Annotated in this window: 18 protein-coding genes and 1 pseudogene; 8 read left to right on the top strand and 11 right to left on the bottom strand. The window is 71.7% G+C overall.

The window, feature by feature from the left end; all coding sequences use genetic code 11:
* Positions 1-116: 116 nt before the first annotated feature.
* The 3 genes from ABZS97_RS11395 to ABZS97_RS11385 all read right to left on the bottom strand — a co-directional run bounded on the left by ABZS97_RS11395 (position 117) and on the right by ABZS97_RS11385 (position 1,919).
* On the bottom strand, positions 117-584 hold the full coding sequence (locus ABZS97_RS11395) for a nitroreductase family deazaflavin-dependent oxidoreductase (RefSeq protein WP_356136207.1): 468 nt from the start codon (positions 582-584) through the stop codon (positions 117-119).
* A gap of 117 nt (positions 585-701) precedes the next feature.
* A complete protein-coding gene (locus ABZS97_RS11390) occupies positions 702-1,163 on the bottom strand; it encodes a carboxymuconolactone decarboxylase family protein (RefSeq protein WP_356136205.1) in 462 nt (153 codons plus the stop codon).
* A gap of 123 nt (positions 1,164-1,286) precedes the next feature.
* Positions 1,287-1,919, bottom strand: coding sequence for a LysE family transporter (locus ABZS97_RS11385; protein WP_356136203.1), 633 nt, complete (start codon positions 1,917-1,919; stop codon positions 1,287-1,289).
* 415 nt (positions 1,920-2,334) lie between these two features.
* On the opposite strand from ABZS97_RS11385, the gene ABZS97_RS11380 reads away from it, so the two are divergent.
* Complete coding sequence (locus ABZS97_RS11380) at positions 2,335-3,522, top strand: cytochrome P450 (protein WP_356136201.1); 1,188 nt, start codon at positions 2,335-2,337, stop codon at positions 3,520-3,522.
* A 13-nt stretch (positions 3,523-3,535) separates the two neighbouring features.
* Positions 3,536-3,739 carry a ferredoxin gene (locus ABZS97_RS11375; RefSeq protein WP_356136199.1) on the top strand — a complete coding sequence of 68 codons (204 nt, stop codon included), beginning with the start codon at positions 3,536-3,538 and terminating at the stop codon, positions 3,737-3,739.
* A 23-nt stretch (positions 3,740-3,762) separates the two neighbouring features.
* Here ABZS97_RS11375 and ABZS97_RS11370 read toward each other — a convergent pair whose 3' ends face one another.
* Complete coding sequence (locus ABZS97_RS11370) at positions 3,763-4,317, bottom strand: TetR/AcrR family transcriptional regulator (protein WP_356136197.1); 555 nt, start codon at positions 4,315-4,317, stop codon at positions 3,763-3,765.
* Between the two features lie 129 nt (positions 4,318-4,446).
* Between ABZS97_RS11370 and ABZS97_RS11365 the strand changes: the two genes are divergently transcribed.
* Together ABZS97_RS11365 and ABZS97_RS11360 are read left to right on the top strand one after the other, a co-directional pair.
* Positions 4,447-4,905: a nuclear transport factor 2 family protein gene (locus ABZS97_RS11365; protein WP_356136195.1), complete on the top strand. Its 459-nt coding sequence runs from the start codon at positions 4,447-4,449 to the stop codon at positions 4,903-4,905.
* A gap of 88 nt (positions 4,906-4,993) precedes the next feature.
* Positions 4,994-5,542 (top strand): flavoprotein, encoded by a 549-nt coding sequence (locus ABZS97_RS11360; protein WP_356136193.1) that lies wholly within the window; start codon positions 4,994-4,996, stop codon positions 5,540-5,542.
* Here the strand turns inward: ABZS97_RS11360 and ABZS97_RS11355 are convergent.
* From ABZS97_RS11355 to ABZS97_RS11340, 4 genes are all read right to left on the bottom strand, one after another.
* Positions 5,528-6,190: a hypothetical protein gene (locus tag ABZS97_RS11355; protein ID WP_356136191.1), complete on the bottom strand. Its 663-nt coding sequence runs from the start codon at positions 6,188-6,190 to the stop codon at positions 5,528-5,530. The genes ABZS97_RS11360 and ABZS97_RS11355 overlap by 15 nt on opposite strands.
* Positions 6,191-6,607: 417 nt before the next feature.
* Positions 6,608-8,173, bottom strand: coding sequence for a phospholipid carrier-dependent glycosyltransferase (locus ABZS97_RS11350; RefSeq protein ID WP_356136217.1), 1,566 nt, complete (start codon positions 8,171-8,173; stop codon positions 6,608-6,610).
* A 298-nt stretch (positions 8,174-8,471) separates the two neighbouring features.
* A complete protein-coding gene (locus tag ABZS97_RS11345) occupies positions 8,472-9,317 on the bottom strand; it encodes an endo alpha-1,4 polygalactosaminidase (RefSeq protein WP_356136189.1) in 846 nt (281 codons plus the stop codon).
* 456 nt (positions 9,318-9,773) lie between these two features.
* The gene (locus ABZS97_RS11340) at positions 9,774-10,118 is read right to left on the bottom strand and encodes a MerR family transcriptional regulator (protein WP_356136187.1); all 345 of its coding nucleotides are present in this window, start codon (positions 10,116-10,118) and stop codon (positions 9,774-9,776) included.
* A gap of 485 nt (positions 10,119-10,603) precedes the next feature.
* Here ABZS97_RS11340 and ABZS97_RS11335 point away from each other — a divergent pair, with 485 nt between their 5' ends.
* The 3 genes and pseudogenes from ABZS97_RS11335 to ABZS97_RS11325 form a co-directional block, all read left to right on the top strand.
* Entirely contained in the window at positions 10,604-11,491 is an 888-nt protein-coding gene (locus ABZS97_RS11335; RefSeq protein WP_356136185.1) for an alpha/beta hydrolase, read from the top strand.
* A gap of 147 nt (positions 11,492-11,638) precedes the next feature.
* Positions 11,639-11,761, top strand: coding sequence for a hypothetical protein (locus ABZS97_RS11330; protein WP_356136183.1), 123 nt, complete (start codon positions 11,639-11,641; stop codon positions 11,759-11,761).
* A gap of 36 nt (positions 11,762-11,797) precedes the next feature.
* Positions 11,798-12,238 (top strand): annotated as a pseudogene (locus ABZS97_RS11325) (DUF3592 domain-containing protein); the annotation flags it as partial.
* Here the strand turns inward: ABZS97_RS11325 and ABZS97_RS11320 are convergent.
* The gene (locus ABZS97_RS11320; protein WP_356136181.1) at positions 12,171-12,980 is read right to left on the bottom strand and encodes a phytanoyl-CoA dioxygenase family protein; all 810 of its coding nucleotides are present in this window, start codon (positions 12,978-12,980) and stop codon (positions 12,171-12,173) included. The pseudogene ABZS97_RS11325 and the gene ABZS97_RS11320 sit on opposite strands and share 68 nt — an antisense overlap.
* A gap of 63 nt (positions 12,981-13,043) precedes the next feature.
* Here ABZS97_RS11320 and ABZS97_RS11315 point away from each other — a divergent pair, with 63 nt between their 5' ends.
* The gene (locus ABZS97_RS11315) at positions 13,044-13,934 is read left to right on the top strand and encodes a helix-turn-helix domain-containing protein (RefSeq protein ID WP_356136178.1); all 891 of its coding nucleotides are present in this window, start codon (positions 13,044-13,046) and stop codon (positions 13,932-13,934) included.
* Positions 13,935-13,982: 48 nt separating this feature from the next.
* Here ABZS97_RS11315 and ABZS97_RS11310 read toward each other — a convergent pair whose 3' ends face one another.
* The gene (locus ABZS97_RS11310; protein WP_356136174.1) at positions 13,983-14,468 is read right to left on the bottom strand and encodes a universal stress protein; all 486 of its coding nucleotides are present in this window, start codon (positions 14,466-14,468) and stop codon (positions 13,983-13,985) included.
* A gap of 5 nt (positions 14,469-14,473) precedes the next feature.
* Positions 14,474-15,769 carry an arsenic transporter gene (locus tag ABZS97_RS11305; protein WP_356136172.1) on the bottom strand — a complete coding sequence of 432 codons (1,296 nt, stop codon included), beginning with the start codon at positions 15,767-15,769 and terminating at the stop codon, positions 14,474-14,476.
* Between the last annotated feature and the right edge of the window lie 2 nt (positions 15,770-15,771).

Genomic DNA, 15,771 nt, shown 5'->3' with positions numbered 1-15,771 from the left:
GGCGGTTGATGGCGGAGCTGCCCGCCGGCGGCGTCATGATCGCGGTGACGGCCACCGAGACGGGCCACCGGGCCGCGCCACTTGGGCGCGGCCCTCCCTGCATGCGTGGGCGCAGGTCAGCCGGTCGGCTCCAGGACGAAGACGGGGATCTCGCGGTCCGTCTTCTCCTGGTAGTCCGCGTACGGGGGATACGCCGCGACCGAGCGCTCCCACCACACGGCCTTCTCCTCGCCGGTGACCTCACGGGCCGTGAAGTCCTGGCGCTTGGGTCCGTCCTGGAGCTCCACCTGCGGATTGGCCACGATGTTGTGGTACCAGACCGGGTGCTTGGGCGCGCCACCCTGCGAGGCCACCACGGCGTAGCTGCCCTCGTGCTCCACGCGCATCAGCGGGGTCTTGCGGATCTTGCCGCTCCTGCCGCCCAGGGTCGTGAGGATGATGACGGGCAGGTCCGCGAGCTCCGGCGGCACGGGCATGACGCTGCCGAGCTTCAGTCCCTTGGTGCCGCCCGAACTCTCGTAGAGCTCCACCTGCTCACGTACCCACTGCGTCGGGCTGGGTTCGTACTCGCCCTCAAGAGGCATGTCTTTTGTCCCATCGTCGCGTTCGTACGAGTACCGATGTTGTTCCCCCGTCAGCATGCAACACCAGTACCCACGCGAATCATCCTCGCCCCTCCCCGCCGGCGGCCGTGGACACCGTCATCCCCAAGTGGCCCCGGCGGGCTCCTTGATCGTGGCGTTGAGCCGGTTGAAGAAGTTCGTCGTCGCGATCCACAGGATCAGCGCGGCGAGTTGCTGCTCGTCGTAGTGGTCGGCGACCTCGTCCCACAGTTCGTCCGACACCGCGTCGCCGGTGCGGTCGCCCAGGCGGGTCATCTCCTCGGCCAGCGCGAGGGCCGCCCGCTCGGCGTCCGAGTAGTACGGCGCCTCGCGCCAGGCGGCGACCGACCACAGCCGCTCGTCGGTCAGGCCCGCCTTCTTCCCGCCCTTGCCTCCGGCGTCGACACAGGCGCTGCACCCGTTGATCTGGCTGGCGCGCAGGTGGACGAGTTCCAGGGTCTGCTGCGGGACGCCGCCCTTGTAGGTGGCCTTGTAGAGCCCCTGGATGGCCTCCATCGCGCCGGGAAGGATCATCGCGGGGTTCTTCATCCGTGCCTGCATGTCGCTGTCTCCTCTGAGAAGGTCCCGGTGGCTGCCGCACTGTGCGGGCTGCCAATGCTCTGACCCGTCCCGGCGGGGAAATGTGACAGGGCGGACGAGGAAAGTGCCGCGGACGGTTCGTGGTCATGGCGGCGACAGCAGCATCCGTACCGCCAGCATCATGATCACGGCGCTGGACGCGACCGCGGTCACCAGCCGCCCCCGGTGCCCGGTCAGGGCCCGGCCGAGCAGCGCCCCGCCCCCGGCGATCAGCAGTTGCCAGCTCGCGGACGCGGCGAAGGCGGCGAGGACGAACACCCCCTGCTCCAGCGGGCGCACAGCGTCCGCGCCGCGGCTGCCGAGGACCAGCGCGGTGAAGTAGATGACGGTGGTGGGGTTGAGGAGGGTGATGCCCAGCAGCGCCAGGTAGGCCCGTGCGGGGCGTGCCGGGTCCCGGCCGCTGCGGGCGGCGAGCTGCCGGTCGCGGTAGTGGCGGACGGCAGTCACCGCGCCCCGGATCGCGAGGGCGGCCAGCACCAGGGCGGAGGCCCAGCGCAGCGGGACCAGTACGGGTTGCAGTGCGGCGGCGAGCGCGGAGCCCCCGAGCGTGGCGATCAGGGCGTACAACCCGTCGGCGGTCGCGACGCCCAGCGCGGCGCACATGCCGATTCTCAGGGTCGTGCGAGCGGTGAGCGAGACGAGGTAGGTCGACACGGCTCCGACAGGCACGGCGATGCCGTAGCCCGCGAGGAGCCCCGCGACGAGCGCGGCGGTCATGACCGGGAAAGCGCGGGCCTCCGTGGGCGGCCGGGCTGCTGCTGGACCCGCGCCGGAACAGCGGTGGCGGAGGTCGGCGGCAGGAAGGCTTCGGTCGTGGTCATGAGCAGATCCTGCGGCGCCTGCAGTTGTCCGTGCAACCGAATAAGGAACGCGCCCGGACCCGGCCGGCTTCGGCCGTTCGGACGGCCCGGAAGCAACGAAAACCGGCAGGGGCGTGATGCGTTCACCGCCGGTGCGGACGACGGAGGTACCGCCATTGCACGGTCTCCGGCATCGGGCACGGCCGTCCGCCGACGCGGTTCGGCCAGATCATGCGTCCGGTGGATGTGGCCGAACTTCGGGTGGTTCTGTTAGATGCCCTGGGCATCTAATGAAGATCGGCAAGAGGGAACCATCGCTTGCGAGGTCATTCATGACAGAACCCGTTGCCTTCCCCCAGGACCGCACGTGTCCCTACCACCCGCCCGCCGCCTACGACTCCCTGCGCGAGGAGCGTCCGCTGTCGCGGATCACCCTGTACGACGGCCGCGGTGTATGGGTGGTGACCGGGCACGGCGCCGCCCGTGAACTCCTCGCCGACCCGCGTCTGTCCTCCGACCGCACCCTCCCGGCGTTCCCGGCGACCACGGAGCGGTTCGAGGCGGCCCGCAGCCGCCGGATCGCGCTGCTCGGTGTCGACGACCCCGAGCACCACACCCAGCGCCGCATGCTGGTCCCGAACTTCACCCTCAAACGGATCTCGGCGCTGCGCCCGCGCATTCAGGAGACCGTCGACCGGCTCCTCGACGCCATGGAGGAGCAGGGCCCGCCCGCCGAGCTGGTGAGCGCCTTCGCGCTGCCCGTGCCCTCGATGGTGATCTGCGCCCTGCTCGGGGTCCCGTACGCCGACCACGACTTCTTCGAGGCGCAGTCGCGCCGGCTGCTGCGCGGCCCTGCTCCGGCCGACACCCAGGAGGCACGCGACCAACTGGACGCGTACTTCGGCGCGTTGATCGACCGCAAGGAGAAGGATCCCGGCGACGGGCTCCTCGACGACCTCATCCGGGAACAGCTGCGCGCGGGGGCGGTGGACCGCACGGAGCTGATCTCGCTGGCGACGATTCTCCTGGTCGCCGGTCACGAGACGACCGCGAACATGATCTCCCTCGGGACGTTCGCGCTGCTCAGGCATCCGCAGCGGCTGGCCGAACTGCGGGCCGACCCCGCGCTGATGCCCGCGGCCGTGGAGGAGCTGCTGCGCTTCCTCTCGATCGCCGACGGGCTGCTGCGCGTGGCCACCGAGGACATCGAGGTGGCCGGGACCACGATCCGGGCCGACGAGGGCGTCGTCTTCTCGACCTCCGTCATCAACCGCGACACGGCCACCTTCGCGGAGCCCGACGCCCTGGACTGGCACCGCTCGGCACGCCACCACGTCGCGTTCGGGTTCGGCGTCCACCAGTGTCTCGGCCAGAACCTCGCGCGCGCCGAGATGGAGATCGCGCTGCTGGCGTTGTTCCAGCGGCTGCCCGGACTGCGGCTCGCCGCACCGGTGGACGACATCCCCTTCAAACCGGGCGACACGATCCAGGGGATGCTGGAACTCCCCGTGACCTGGTGAGAGGCCCTGGACCATGACACTCCGCATCACCATCGACCAGGACGTCTGCATCGGCGCCGGCCAGTGCGCGCTCACCGCGCTCGGCGTCTTCACACAGGACGACGACGGCTTCAGCGAACTGCTGCCGGGCCGCGAGGACGGCGGCGGCGACCCGATGGTCCGCGAGTCGGCCCGGGCCTGCCCGGTCCAGGCGATCACCGTCACCGAGGCGCGGTAGCCGGGTTCGGGACGCCGCGCGGGCTATCGAGAAGCCCGCAGCAGGAGCCGGGCGGCCTGCCGGGCCTGCCCGGCAGGTTCGGCGCTCTCGTTGATCCCGGCCGTGACCATGGCGCCCTCGGCGAGCAGAAAGAGCTGGTCGGCGAGGGCGTCGGGCCGCCCGGCATCGGTCACGAGCCGGGCCAGGTAGTCGTGGAACGCCTGCTTGTGGGCGCGGACCTGGGCGGCCACGCGGGGGGAGGTGGCGCCCAGTTCGCCGTACGCGTTGACCCAGGCGCAGCCGCGGAAGTCGGGCTCACCGAACCACTGCCGCAGCCAGTCGAACACGGCGAGAATGCGCTCCTCGGGGTCCTCGTGGCCCTCGACGTGCGCGGCCAGCCGCTCGCGCCAGCGCACGTCGCGCCGCTCCAGGTACGCCTCGATCAGCTGGTCCTTGGTGGGGAAGAGCTGGTAGAGCCGCTTGAGCGAGACGCCCGACGCACCGCGAATGGCATCCATCCCGACCGCCTGGATGCCGCGGCCGTAGAACAGCTCCTCCGCTGCGTCCAGGGCCTGCTCCCGGGCGACCGTGCTGTCCATGAGGGCCACTCCTTGACGATTTCGACGACCTTGACGGCGTGACGACCTTGACGCGAGAACGCGCGTTCTCTACGGTAGCAGCGATACCGGAGAACGTACGTTCTCTCCTGTCGACGCCGAGGATGAGCCATGACCGACCGCCCGCCCCTGCCGCCCTTCACCCGCGAGACCGCGCTCCAGAAGGTCCAGGCCGCCGAGGACGCCTGGAACACCCGCGACCCGCACAAGGTCTCGCTCGCCTACTCCGAGGACTCGGTCTGGCGCAACCGCGACACCTTCGTCACCGGCCGCGCCGAGATCGTCGAGCTCCTTACGGCGAAGTGGGCCCGCGAGCAGGAGTACGCCCTGCGCAAGGACCTCTGGGCCTTCGACGGCAACCGCATCGCCGTCCGCTTCCAGTACGAGTCCCGCGACGCCGACGGGCAGTGCTGGCGCTCGTACGGCAACGAGCTGTGGGAGTTCGACGAGCACGGACTGATGACGCGGCGCGAGGCGAGCATCAACGACGTACCCATCGAGGAGAAGGAACGCCGCATCCTCGGACCGCGTGCCGAGGCGGAACGCGGGAGGACCTTCCCCGTCCGGTGACCGCGGACGGATCGCGCACCGCGGAGGAGCGATCGCGAACCGAGGGCCGCCCTCACGTGGATTCCCCCGGCTTCACTAGGGTTTCCGCGTGACCGAACACGCCGGGAAGCCCTTCCTCTACGTCGTCGTCTGCGCGGCGGGCATCGCCGAGGACATCGGCAAGCTGATCACCGCCGCCCAGGAACGGAACTGGGAGGTCGGCGTCATCGCGACCCCGCAGGGCCTCGGGTTCTTCGACGCGACAGCGGTCGAGACCCGGACGGGCCGGCCGATCCGGTCGGCCTGGCGCGCACCGGGCGACCCGCGCCCCTTCCCGGCGCCCGACGCGGTCGTCGTCGCGCCCGCCACCTTCAACACCGTGAACAAGTGGGCCGCCGGGATATCCGACACGCTCGCGCTCGGGACCCTGTGCGAGGCGTACGGCCTCGGGGTGCCCATAGCCGTCCTGCCCTGTGTGAACGAGGCACTCGCCGCCCACCCGGCGTACCGGGCGAGCGTCGAGCGGCTGCGGGGCATGGGCGTGCGCTTCGGCGACCCCTACGCCGGGGAGCCGGAGAGCGGCGGGCGCGGGGAGTTCCAATGGGAGCGGGCACTGGACCTGCTGGTGACGGGTTCCGACTCGTCAGAGGACGCGTGACCGTTCGCAGGTGACGGTGGGTCCGGTGATCATGCCGCCGGCGGTCGAGCCCCGGCCCTGGGGCATCCAGTAGCCGAGCTTGGACACCACAGTGCTGCACGTCTTCCTGACGGACACCCGCACGACGACGGTGGAGGGATGACCCGGCTGGAGGTCGGTGAGGGTGCAGTCGACGGCGTACATGTTGCGCGCCGTCGACGGATAGCGGCCGACGAGCGGGTTGATGCACCGGGGATCCCTCGTGGTCACTTCCACGCCGGACGTCTCGTCGCCGATGAGCCCCAGGCGGGCGCTGCCGTCGCCCTGCTCGCTGTCGCGCGAGACGGTGTACGTCAGCGTGGTCGTGGCGTTCGCCCGTACGACGCGCCGGTCGACCCCGATGCGGTGGGTGGGGACCGGCTTCGGCTCGACGAGGGTCAGCGTGGCGTGGACGGGCCCGCTCAGGTCGATCCCCGCGGGCGCCGACCGGACGTGGACGGCGCCGCTGACGCGGTAGGCCGCCGGCCCCGGGTACTCCGTTCCGCCGGGCAGCGGGCCCGCGGCGAGGTGCTTCCCCGCGCGCCGCACCGTCCAGCTTCCCGAGGTCCCGCAGGCATACCGGACGGACTCGCCGACCCGCCCGCACGTGGCCGCGGCGGACACGGTCATGACCCGGCTCCCCGTGCTCACGCACAGGCTGACGTCGGCCCGCTGCCCATCTCTGCCCTTCAGCGTGCCCGCGTGCGCACAGAGCGTGCCGGGAGCGGGAGCGGCTGCCACGGGCCCCGGGGCGGGTTCGGGGTGTGCGGCTTGTGCGGGGGCCGGGCCGAGGGCGGCCCAGCCGAGTGCGGCCGCCAGCACCGTCCCCACTGCGGAGGCGCGGAGCCTCCCGCGAGATGTGGCACGGAGCGTCCTGAGGGACGGGGGGCGTTTCGGCACCGGATCCTCCTCGCACGGCTGCGACCGGCCGAGTGCCGGTCCTGCGCGAGTCGAGGATGCGGGACCCGTCGCGCGGTCGCGCCGCTCCCACGCCGCACGGTCACCTGAGGGCAGGAACTCCCGTAGCCCGACTGCGGCGCGGGCCCCTCAAGGGCGGTGGTAGATCGTGACGGAGTGGCCGACCTGGTCGATGGGTGTGCTGGTGGCGATCAGCGTCGCCAGCCGGCCCCGGGCCTTGGCGACCGAGGAGTCCGAGACGACGAGCAGTCCGTGTACCTCGCCCGGCGGCGCCTTGCGCGGATCGGACGCCTCGATGCCGTAGTACGCCGGCACGCCGCTGCCCTTGTAGACGAGCCAGACCTTCCGGCCCGGGTAGCGCTCGCGGAGCCGGTCGGCCAGCCGTCCCAGATCCTGGCCCCAGTCGACGTTCGAGTCGTGCAGGCGCAGATGGGTCTTCGCGGTGCCGCCGAACGCCTCGTTGGAGTACGGCAGGTAATACGGGAACGTGCGCAGCGAGCTGACCGCGACGAACAGGATCAGCGCAGCACCGGCCACGTGAGTCCAACGGCGGCGCACGGCGAGTACACCGGCGGCCGCGACCGCCAGGAACATCGGCACGAAGATCGCGTACCGGACGCCGAGGTCACGCGACCCGAACATCGCCGCGACCAGCAGCACACCCGGCGGGAGGAGCAGGTACGGCGCTGCGGGCCGCAGCCGGCGAACCGCCAGGAGCGCCGCGGCACCGGCCGCCCACAGCACGAGCATCCCGAGCGGCGTCTTCACCAGCAGTGCGGCCGGCAGGTAGTACCAGAGCGACCCGCGGTAGAGCCGACCGAAGAGGAACCCCTCCCAGGTCGCGTACTCGAAGCCGAACTGGACGCGCATCCCGTCCCGGTACGGCCGCGGGAACGGCATCCAGTCAATGACCAGCCCGCGCAACCCGTGCACGGTGGGCACGTTCGCCGGAGTCGACCAGCGCAGCCGCGGATCGACGGCGAGATACGTCGCCCACACCACGGCCACGGCGATCAGCGCCACCGCGGCCGCCGTCGCCGCGCCGAGCGCGAGGAGCCGCAGCTTGGCGCGCGCGTCGAGGCTGGGGGAGCGGCGGGCCCGCCAGACGGACACGACGACCAGGAGCAGCAGCACCGGGACCGCCGTCAAGGTGCTCATCTTCGTGGCCAGGGCCGCACCCAGTGCCACCCCGGCGAGCGGGAGGTAAAGGCGCGGGCGCCGGCCCGCCCGCCACAGCAGCCAGACCGACGTCAGCACGAAACCGGCCGCCGGTACGTCGAGCGTGGCCAGTGAGCCGTGCGCGATGACATCGGGGGAGAACGTGTAGAGGGCCAGCGCCGCCAACCCGCCCGCGGGGCCCACCAGATCACGGGCGAAGGCGAGGACGACCAGCCCGAACCCCAGGGTCAGCACGATCACCGGCAGCCGCGCCCACAGCATCAGCCGCCAGGGATCGTTGCCCGACTCGTACAGCAGACGCCGTCCGAGTTCCCCCTGGTCGCCACCGAGACCGGCCTCCAGATGCGGGTGGGCGAGGACCAGCCCGCTCGCGATGATCAGCTTGCCCAGCGGCGGATGCTCCGGGTTGAAGTGCAGGTTGTGCTGCTGCGCGTAGACCACCGCCGTGCCCGCGTACACGGGTTCGTCGATGGTCGGTGTCTGCTGTACGGCCGTCGTGACCATCGCCACCGCCATCTGGGCCAGCAGCGCGACCACGGCGAGAGCGAACAGCCACCGCCGGTGGCGAAGCAGCCGGACTCCACGGCGCGGCGGCTTCTCCACGGTGGTCACCGGCACGCTGTCCTCGCGCCCGTCGGCCATGAATGTCGGCATGTCCCTTGATACGTCCGCTTCGTACGAGCCCGCTCAACCGGCGGCAGGCGGATATGAGTATGCACCGGCCGCGGTCCGCGCAGGTGCCGCCGCGGGCCGTGTCGTGACCGGCGCCGGCGCAGCGAAGTGTGGGCCCGGGAAGGGCCCTGCACGCCTCCCGTCAGCGGGTTTTGCGGACGTATCCCTCGCTGCCGGGCGTCGACACCTTGATGTCCCGGCGCACGATGCTCAGCCGGTCGCCGAAGTCCGAGAGGGCTTTGCGAAGACCGCTGTCGGTGTACTCGACGACGAGCACGCGGTCGTGGAACGCCTTCGCGTACGTCCCGCACTCGTCCCACTCGGCGCACTCCTCCGCCACCGCGAAGTCGAGCCCGTTCCTGGACCTGAGCCCGGCCAGTTCCGCGGTGTTCTTCTGGGCGATGGCCAGATGGCGGGTGTGCGCGTGCGCCGAGAGCAGGGTGATGAAGGCCGTGGCGTCGTCCGCGGTCAGCCGGCGGTGGGAGCGGGTGTAGCTGTCGTAGTTGTCGGGCTCGACGGCGTCGTAGCCCTTGTCGGCGCAGCCGTCGATCCACTCGTTGATCCGGGCGGCCACGCGTTCGCGTTTCGCCGGGGTGCCGATGTCGAGCAGCACCTCGTCCCAGTCGCGGTCGACGACCGGCTTGCCCTGCCCGTCGTGCAGCAGCAGGTCGGCGGGCCACTCGTCCCGTTCGTCCGGCTGGACCTGGAAGGCGTTGACGTAGCAGATGTTGTAGAGGCCCGGCGCGGGGGAGGACGCGCGGTCGCGGCTGACGATGCGGACGTCGGACGGCGGGGGGTAGGCGCCGCCGATCTGGTAGTCGAAACCTGCGTGCGCCGGGGGCAGACGCACGGCGGCGGGGGTCGGTGCCTTCTTCGACGAGTCGGTGGTGGTGTCCCCACCGGAGCCGCAGCCCGCGACCGTCATCAGGGCGGCCAGCAAGGCGGCCGCTGCGACACGTTCGACGCGGGCAACACGCTTGACGGGCATGTCCGCTCCATCAATGGCGAGTACGACCCCGCCTCGGACGCTCCTGGGTCCTGGCGACTCGGTCCGGGCTTGGACTCTCGTCCGCTACCGGCTGGGCGCACCTCTGGTGCCGGGCGCGCGGCCCGGCACGCACAAGATCCAAGCGTCTGCGGCGGCAGGCGTCAAGCGCGGCTGGGCCCGGCTGTGCGCCAGGGGTTTCGCCCGGTTCGTGGGCTGGGGGGTGTTTTGAAATCCTGTGCGGTGTCCGCGGTGTTCGGTGCGTGCCCTCGGCGTGCCGGACGAAGGCTCTCGTACTGGACGTACTTGGGGCTTCGGCCGGTGCGGCGAGGGTGCGTGCCGGGTGCCGTGGGTGCTGTGGGTGCTGTGCGGGACTTTCAAGCACCTCCTAGGGGGCCCGGGCCCGACCGGAGGGCCCGGTGATCCCATCGCGCGCACCGGAGGTTCGGCCGACGGTGCTCAGGCGGACCGGGAACCGTCCGACGCCTGCTTCGCCGTGCGGCGGTACTCGGCGTTGATGCGTTGTGCCTCCTCGAGCTGATCCTCAAGGATGACGATGCGGCATGCGGCTTCGACCGGGGTTCCCCTGTCGACCAGCTCGCGGGCGCGAGCGGCGACCCGCAGCTGGTAGCGGGAGTAGCGCCGGTGGCCGCCCTCGGAGCGGAGCGGAGTGATGAGCCGGGCCTCGCCGATGGCCCGGAGGAACCCCGGGGTGGTGCCGAGCATCTCCGCGGCCCGGCCCATCGTGTACGCGGGGTAGTCGTCGTCGTCCAGACGATCGCTCAGTGGACTGTCTGCTGTCATGTCACCTGTCATGTCACCTCGTGCTGCCACGCGTCGAGGGGCCCTGATGCCGTACGGCACCAGGGCCCCGAGGGAAATTGAACACCATCCGTCGGCGCTATTGACGCGCCGACCTTCTGTCTCCGTCGCCCGGCCCAGGAGAGGGCAGGGAGTACGGGGATCGAGATTGCGTGACCGGGGACCACCTTCCGTTCCGGGGCCTTGCGATGCCCGGTCCGAACGCTCTCCGGCCGGGCGATCCTGATGGCGTTTACTCCCTCCGTCCTGTTTCTGGTGAATCGGTACGTGTCAGAACTCGTACTGCGTTACTGCGCGTGCTTTCCCGCCAGTTCGTGTCTGCCGGGCATCTCCGACTGTGTCGATGAAAGAAACTCTAACCACGTGCTCGGCCAATGTCTACTCTGACAAAGACAGATTTTGATTCGCGCGAGCCCTACATATCCTCACGCCGACGGATCCCCGACCAAAGGCCTTATTGTCAGGAAATGACCGGAGAGTCTCTTCCCCTGGCCGTACATGATCACGGTGGTGACGGCCCGCCCCTGCTCCTGCTGCACGGAGCGGGACGCACCCTCGCCGACTGGGCCGCCGTGGCCCCGCTCCTTGTGCCCCGCCACCGGGTGCTCGCCGTGGACCTGCGCGGACACGGGCTCTCGCCTTCCGGGGCCTGGACCTTCCCCGGCGTCCTCGCGGACATCGAGGCGGTGATGGAGGAGTACGGCATCCCCGCCGCGCTGCCCGTCGGGCACTCGCTCGGCGGCATGATCGCTGTCCAGTACGCGCTGGCGCACCCGGACGTCACCCCCGGCGCGGTCGACCTGGACGGCTACGGGTGGGGCCACCCCGGCCAGTATGTGGGTCTGGAACGGGCAGAGGTCGAGGAAGGCCTGGGCCGGGTGCGGGAGTTGGCGGCGGCGATGACGGGCCGCTCGCTCCCGGCCTGCGGCCTGCAGGAAATGCTCGCCCGGGAGCGTGAGACGTCCCGAGCGCTGGGCATCCCCTACGAGCTGCTGGAGACGGGTCTCCTGCGCGCCGTCCACGAGGGCCCCGACGGGCGACCGGAGTTGCGGCCGATGGGCGCGCACGCCCGGGACGTGCTGGACGCGGTCGACTCGCTCGACCTCTTCGCCCTCTTCCGCCGGATGAACCGCCCACTGCTGCTCGGGCGCGCACTGCGCGCGGTGCCGTCCAGACCGGGCATGGAGTGGTTCGACGAGCTGATGACCGCTTACGCGAAGGGACTTGCCCGCGACCTCGCCGAACTGGCCGCAGAACGCGCTCAGGTGACGGTCGTGGAGATCGACGGCACGCACGCCATGCTGCTGGAGAACCCCAGAGCGGTCGCCGACGCGATCCTCTCATTCACCTCATGACGCCGCGCCGAGACGGCTGGAGCGTCTGCCGGAGCCCGACCGTCCAGGGGCCCGGGTGCCTGGGACAGCGTCCCCCTCCGGACAAGTGAGAGGGACGTTGTGCAGGTTCGGGTTCGGATGCGGGGGCGGGACGCCCGTCGATGGGTCATGTGGGGGGCCATCGCGTTCGGGGCGCTGTTCCTGACCGTCGCGTTGATCCTGGCGGGGGTGTCGGTCTCGTTCCTGGCCGACGCGGAGCGTGCCCCGGGCACGGTGGTGGCGCTGGAGTGACGCAACGACCACAACGGCGCATCCCGCAAGGCACGGGAGGACGACAGGCCCGTGGCGTACCCGGTGGTCGAGTTCACCTCGGCGGACGGCAGGCTGCGGACGTTCCGGAGCTCGACGGGCTCCAATCCACCGTCGTACGACCGGGGCGAACACGTCGAGGTGCTGTACCGCGCCGACTCCCCGGGGGACGCGCGGATCAACGGCTTCGCCTCGCTGTGGCTTCTGCCGCTGATCTTCGGGGGGATCGGGCTGGTGTTCGCGGGGGTCGGGACGGCGTTCGCGATGGCGAGGCGGCGGCGTTCCTGGGGCCGCGCGTGGTCGTACCGGATCTTCCGCAAGCGGGGGCATCGCGTCCCGGGCCCGGTTCCGGGACGCGATGCCCGACGTGGCGCTGTACCGGGGCAACCGCTCAGTGCGGGGCGGCGGGCGCGAACTCCGTGCCGCACGGGCCCGCGCCCTCGCTCTCGGCCAGGGTGACGGGGGCGCCGCTCATCGTCAGCGTGCGGTAGTAGCCGCCGATGCGCTGCGTTGAGCGGCCTACGTAGTGCCCGATGAACGAGCGGCGGAAGCGGTCGGCGGTGCGATTGGGGCCGGAGCCGTGCACCAGGCTGCCGTTGAAGAACAGCACGTCGCCCGGCGCCATGTCGACGGGCACCGCGGCCAGGCCGGGCGGCGGCGGAACGTACTCCCGCGCGAACGACATCTCGACATCCGCCTCCTCCGGGCAGAACAGGTCCATGCGGTGGGTGCCCGGCACGACCTCCAGGCCGCCGTTCTCCCGGTCGATCACGTCGCAGGCGATCCAGGCGGCCACGCAGGTGCCCGGATCGACACGCAGATAGAAGTTGTCCTGGTGCAGCGCCTGCCCGCGCGCGCCCGGCGGCTTGAAGTAGAACATGCTCTGCGCGGCCAGCACCTCTTCGCCCAGCAGGGCCTCCAGGACGTCCCGCAGCCGGGGTTCGAGCAGCAGGCGCCGGGACAGCGCGCTGATGCGGTGCGGGTGCATCACCCGCGGGAAGGCGTGCAGCGGATCGGTGGAGGAGCCTTCCCCGGTCGTACGGGGCTCGAAGTGCCCCGGCACCGGCCCGGCGGCGCGCAGCGCGGTGAACTCCGCGCACAACTCGTCGATCTCGGCGGGCGTGAACAGCCCCCGCACCACGGCGAAGCCCTGCTCCTCGAAGTCCCGCAGCCCGTCCCCGACCCTGTCCGTGCCTGTCATGCGACCATCCCTTCTCACCGGTGGTTAGGTGCCTCACGCTAGGCCGGTACACCGAGCGGGAGGATGCCTGTGCGTGCTGACGAGTTGCCCGAGACTGCTGATCCGTCGCCACCGCCGGGCCTGGTGACAATCGGGCGGTTCGACCAGGAGCCCGGCTACGGCGTCAACAGACCCTTGGGCGCGGACAGTTGGCTGTTCACCTGGACCACCGGCGGACGCGGCCGGCTCGAACAGGGTGCGGCGCGGGCGGCTGCCGGGCCCGGCGACCTGGTGGTCCTCGGTCCCGGGGCACCGCATCGCTACGCCGTCGAACCGGGCGCCACGCACTGGGCGTTCTGGTGGGTGCACTGCCAGGCCAGGCCGTCCTGGTCGGGCTGGCTGCGTCCGTACGCCCTGGAGGACCGGCTCTACGCCGTCGGCCCGGTCAAGGGCCCGGAACGCGTCGAGGCGGCGTTTCGCCGGATGCTCGCGGACGCCCGCTGGACCGGCGAGGGCACACCGCCCGACGCGGCGGGGCCCTCCCGCGGCGAGATCGCCGTCGCGCACGGCACCGCCGCCCGCGAACTGGCCCTCTGCGGCCTGGAGGAGATCGTTCTGCTGGCCACCGCCCGGGCGGAGCGGCCGCGCCTTGACATCGATGCGCGTGTCCGCAGGGCCGAGGCCCTCATCGCCGCCGATCCCAGCGCGCCGCACACCGTCCGTTCGCTGGCCGCGGCCGTTTCGCTCTCCCCGTCCCGCTTCGCGCACCTCTACACCGAACAGCTGGGCCACTCGCCGATGCGTGCCCTGCGCGAGGCCCGGCTCCTGCACGCCGCCCGGCTGCTGGAAGCCACCGGGCTACCCGTCGAACGGGTGGCCGCGGCCTCCGGTTTCACCAGCCCGTTCCACTTCAACCGGGTCTTCCGCGAACGCTACGGGGCGCCGCCCGGAGCGTTCCGGGCGGGCTTGCGCTGAGCGTGACGAGGCCGGGTGGCAGCCGCGGCCAAAGTCCGTGGCCGGGTATCAGGCGGGTGGCGGAGGCGGCAGCGTCGTGACGTCCGGGGCCGGTTCCGGCCAGACCAGGAGCACGGGGCAGGGGGCGTGGTCGACCACGAACCGGCCGGCCGGGCCCAGGCTGCGGGGGCCGAGGTGGGCGCGGTCGCCGTCGCGGGCCAGGACGAGCAGGTCGGCGCCCTTCGCGGCGGTGATCACTTCCCGCTCGGCGCGCCCGGTCCGCTCCAGCCGGGTGCAGGGGCGGGCCAGGCGCTCGGCCGCCGCGTCGAGGAGACGGGCGGCAGAGGAGTTCCCGAGGTCCTCCAGACGGTCGCCGGGGTCCGGCTCCGAGCGGCCGCGGCCGAGCAGTCCGGCGAAGGCGCCGTGCGCGAGGCCCGGGACGCCCGGTTCGGTGACGTGCAGCAGGACGACGTCGGTGGCGTGCGGCGCGTGGCCGCGGACCGCGTCCACGCACGCGGGCCAGGTTCCCTCGACGAGCCAGGCGACGACCCGCATGCGTATCAGCCTCCGAGAACGTGGAGCGAGGCCCACAGGGCCACGACGGCCGGGACCAGCGCGGCCGGTACGGCGATCAGCCCGAGGCGGGTGAACTCCTTGAGGTCGACCCCGTGGTCGTGCTGGTGCACGATACGCCGCCACAGCAGGGTTGCCAGGGAACCGGCGTAGGTGAGGTTGGGCCCGATGTTGACGCCCAGCAGCACGGCCAGCACCGCGCCGGGGCCCGACACCGCGGCCAGTGGCAACAGCACCAGGACGGCAGGCAGGTTGTTGATCAGGTTCGCCAGGACGGCGGCGAGCGCCGCGATGCCCAGGAGCGCGAGCAGACCGGAGCCCTCCGGGAGCAGCCGGCCGAGGGCGTCGGAGAGACCGTTGTCGACGACCGCCCGTACGACGATGCCCAGCGCGAGCACGAAGGCGAGGAAGGCGGGGGCGGTGGCACGCACCACGGTGAGCGGTGTGGTGCGGCGGCGCAGCAGCGCCCGGACGGCGAGCACCAGCGCGCCCGCCGCCGCCGACCAGGCGGGATCGATGCCGAGCGGGGAGGCGACGACGAACCCGGCCAGCGTGCACACCACGGTGACCAGGGCGAACAGCGGCAGCTCCGGCGGCTCGTCGGCGCTGGGCGCCGGGGCGGCCGCAGCCAGGTCGCGGGCGAAGAAGCGCCGGAAGACGAGGTATTCGGCGGCGATGGCGACGAGCCAGGGGAGCGCCATCAGCGCGGCGAAGCGGGTGAAGCTCAGACCGCTGGTGGTGAACGCGAGCAGGTTGGTGAGGTTGGAGACCGGCAGGAGCAGCGACGCCGTGTTCGACAGGTGGGTGCAGGCGTAGACGTGCGGCTTCGGACGGGCGCCCATCCGGGCCGCCGTCGCGAACACGACGGGCGTGAGCAGCACGATCGTGGCGTCCAGGCTGAGCACCGCGGTGATCGCAGAGGCGAGCGCGAAGACCGCGGTCAGCAGGCGCCCGGGACTGCCCGCGGCCCACCGGGCCATCCATGCGCCACAGGCGCGGAAGAGCCCTTCGTCGTCGCAGAACCGGGCCAGCACCAGGACCGCCGCGAGGAAGCCGATCACCGGCCCCAGATGTCCGGCCTCGGCGCGGGCGTGGTCCCAGGAGATCGCTCCCGTCGCCATCACCAGACCGGCGGCCGGGACGGCCACCACGGCCTCCGGCCAGTTGAAGGGGCGGACCACCGCGCAGACGAGGACAGCGATGAGCAGAACGACGGAGAGAGCTTCCGCCAGCGGGGTGTTCAGGGTTCGGTCCTCCGGGACACGGACAAAGTGCCCCTTCATCC

The sequence above is a fragment of the Streptomyces sp. NPDC005485 genome, assembly GCF_040606085.1.
Lineage (GTDB): Bacteria > Actinomycetota > Actinomycetes > Streptomycetales > Streptomycetaceae > Streptomyces.
The sequence above is the reverse complement of the archived record's forward strand: the minus strand, read 5'-3'. Positions and strand labels throughout refer to the sequence as shown.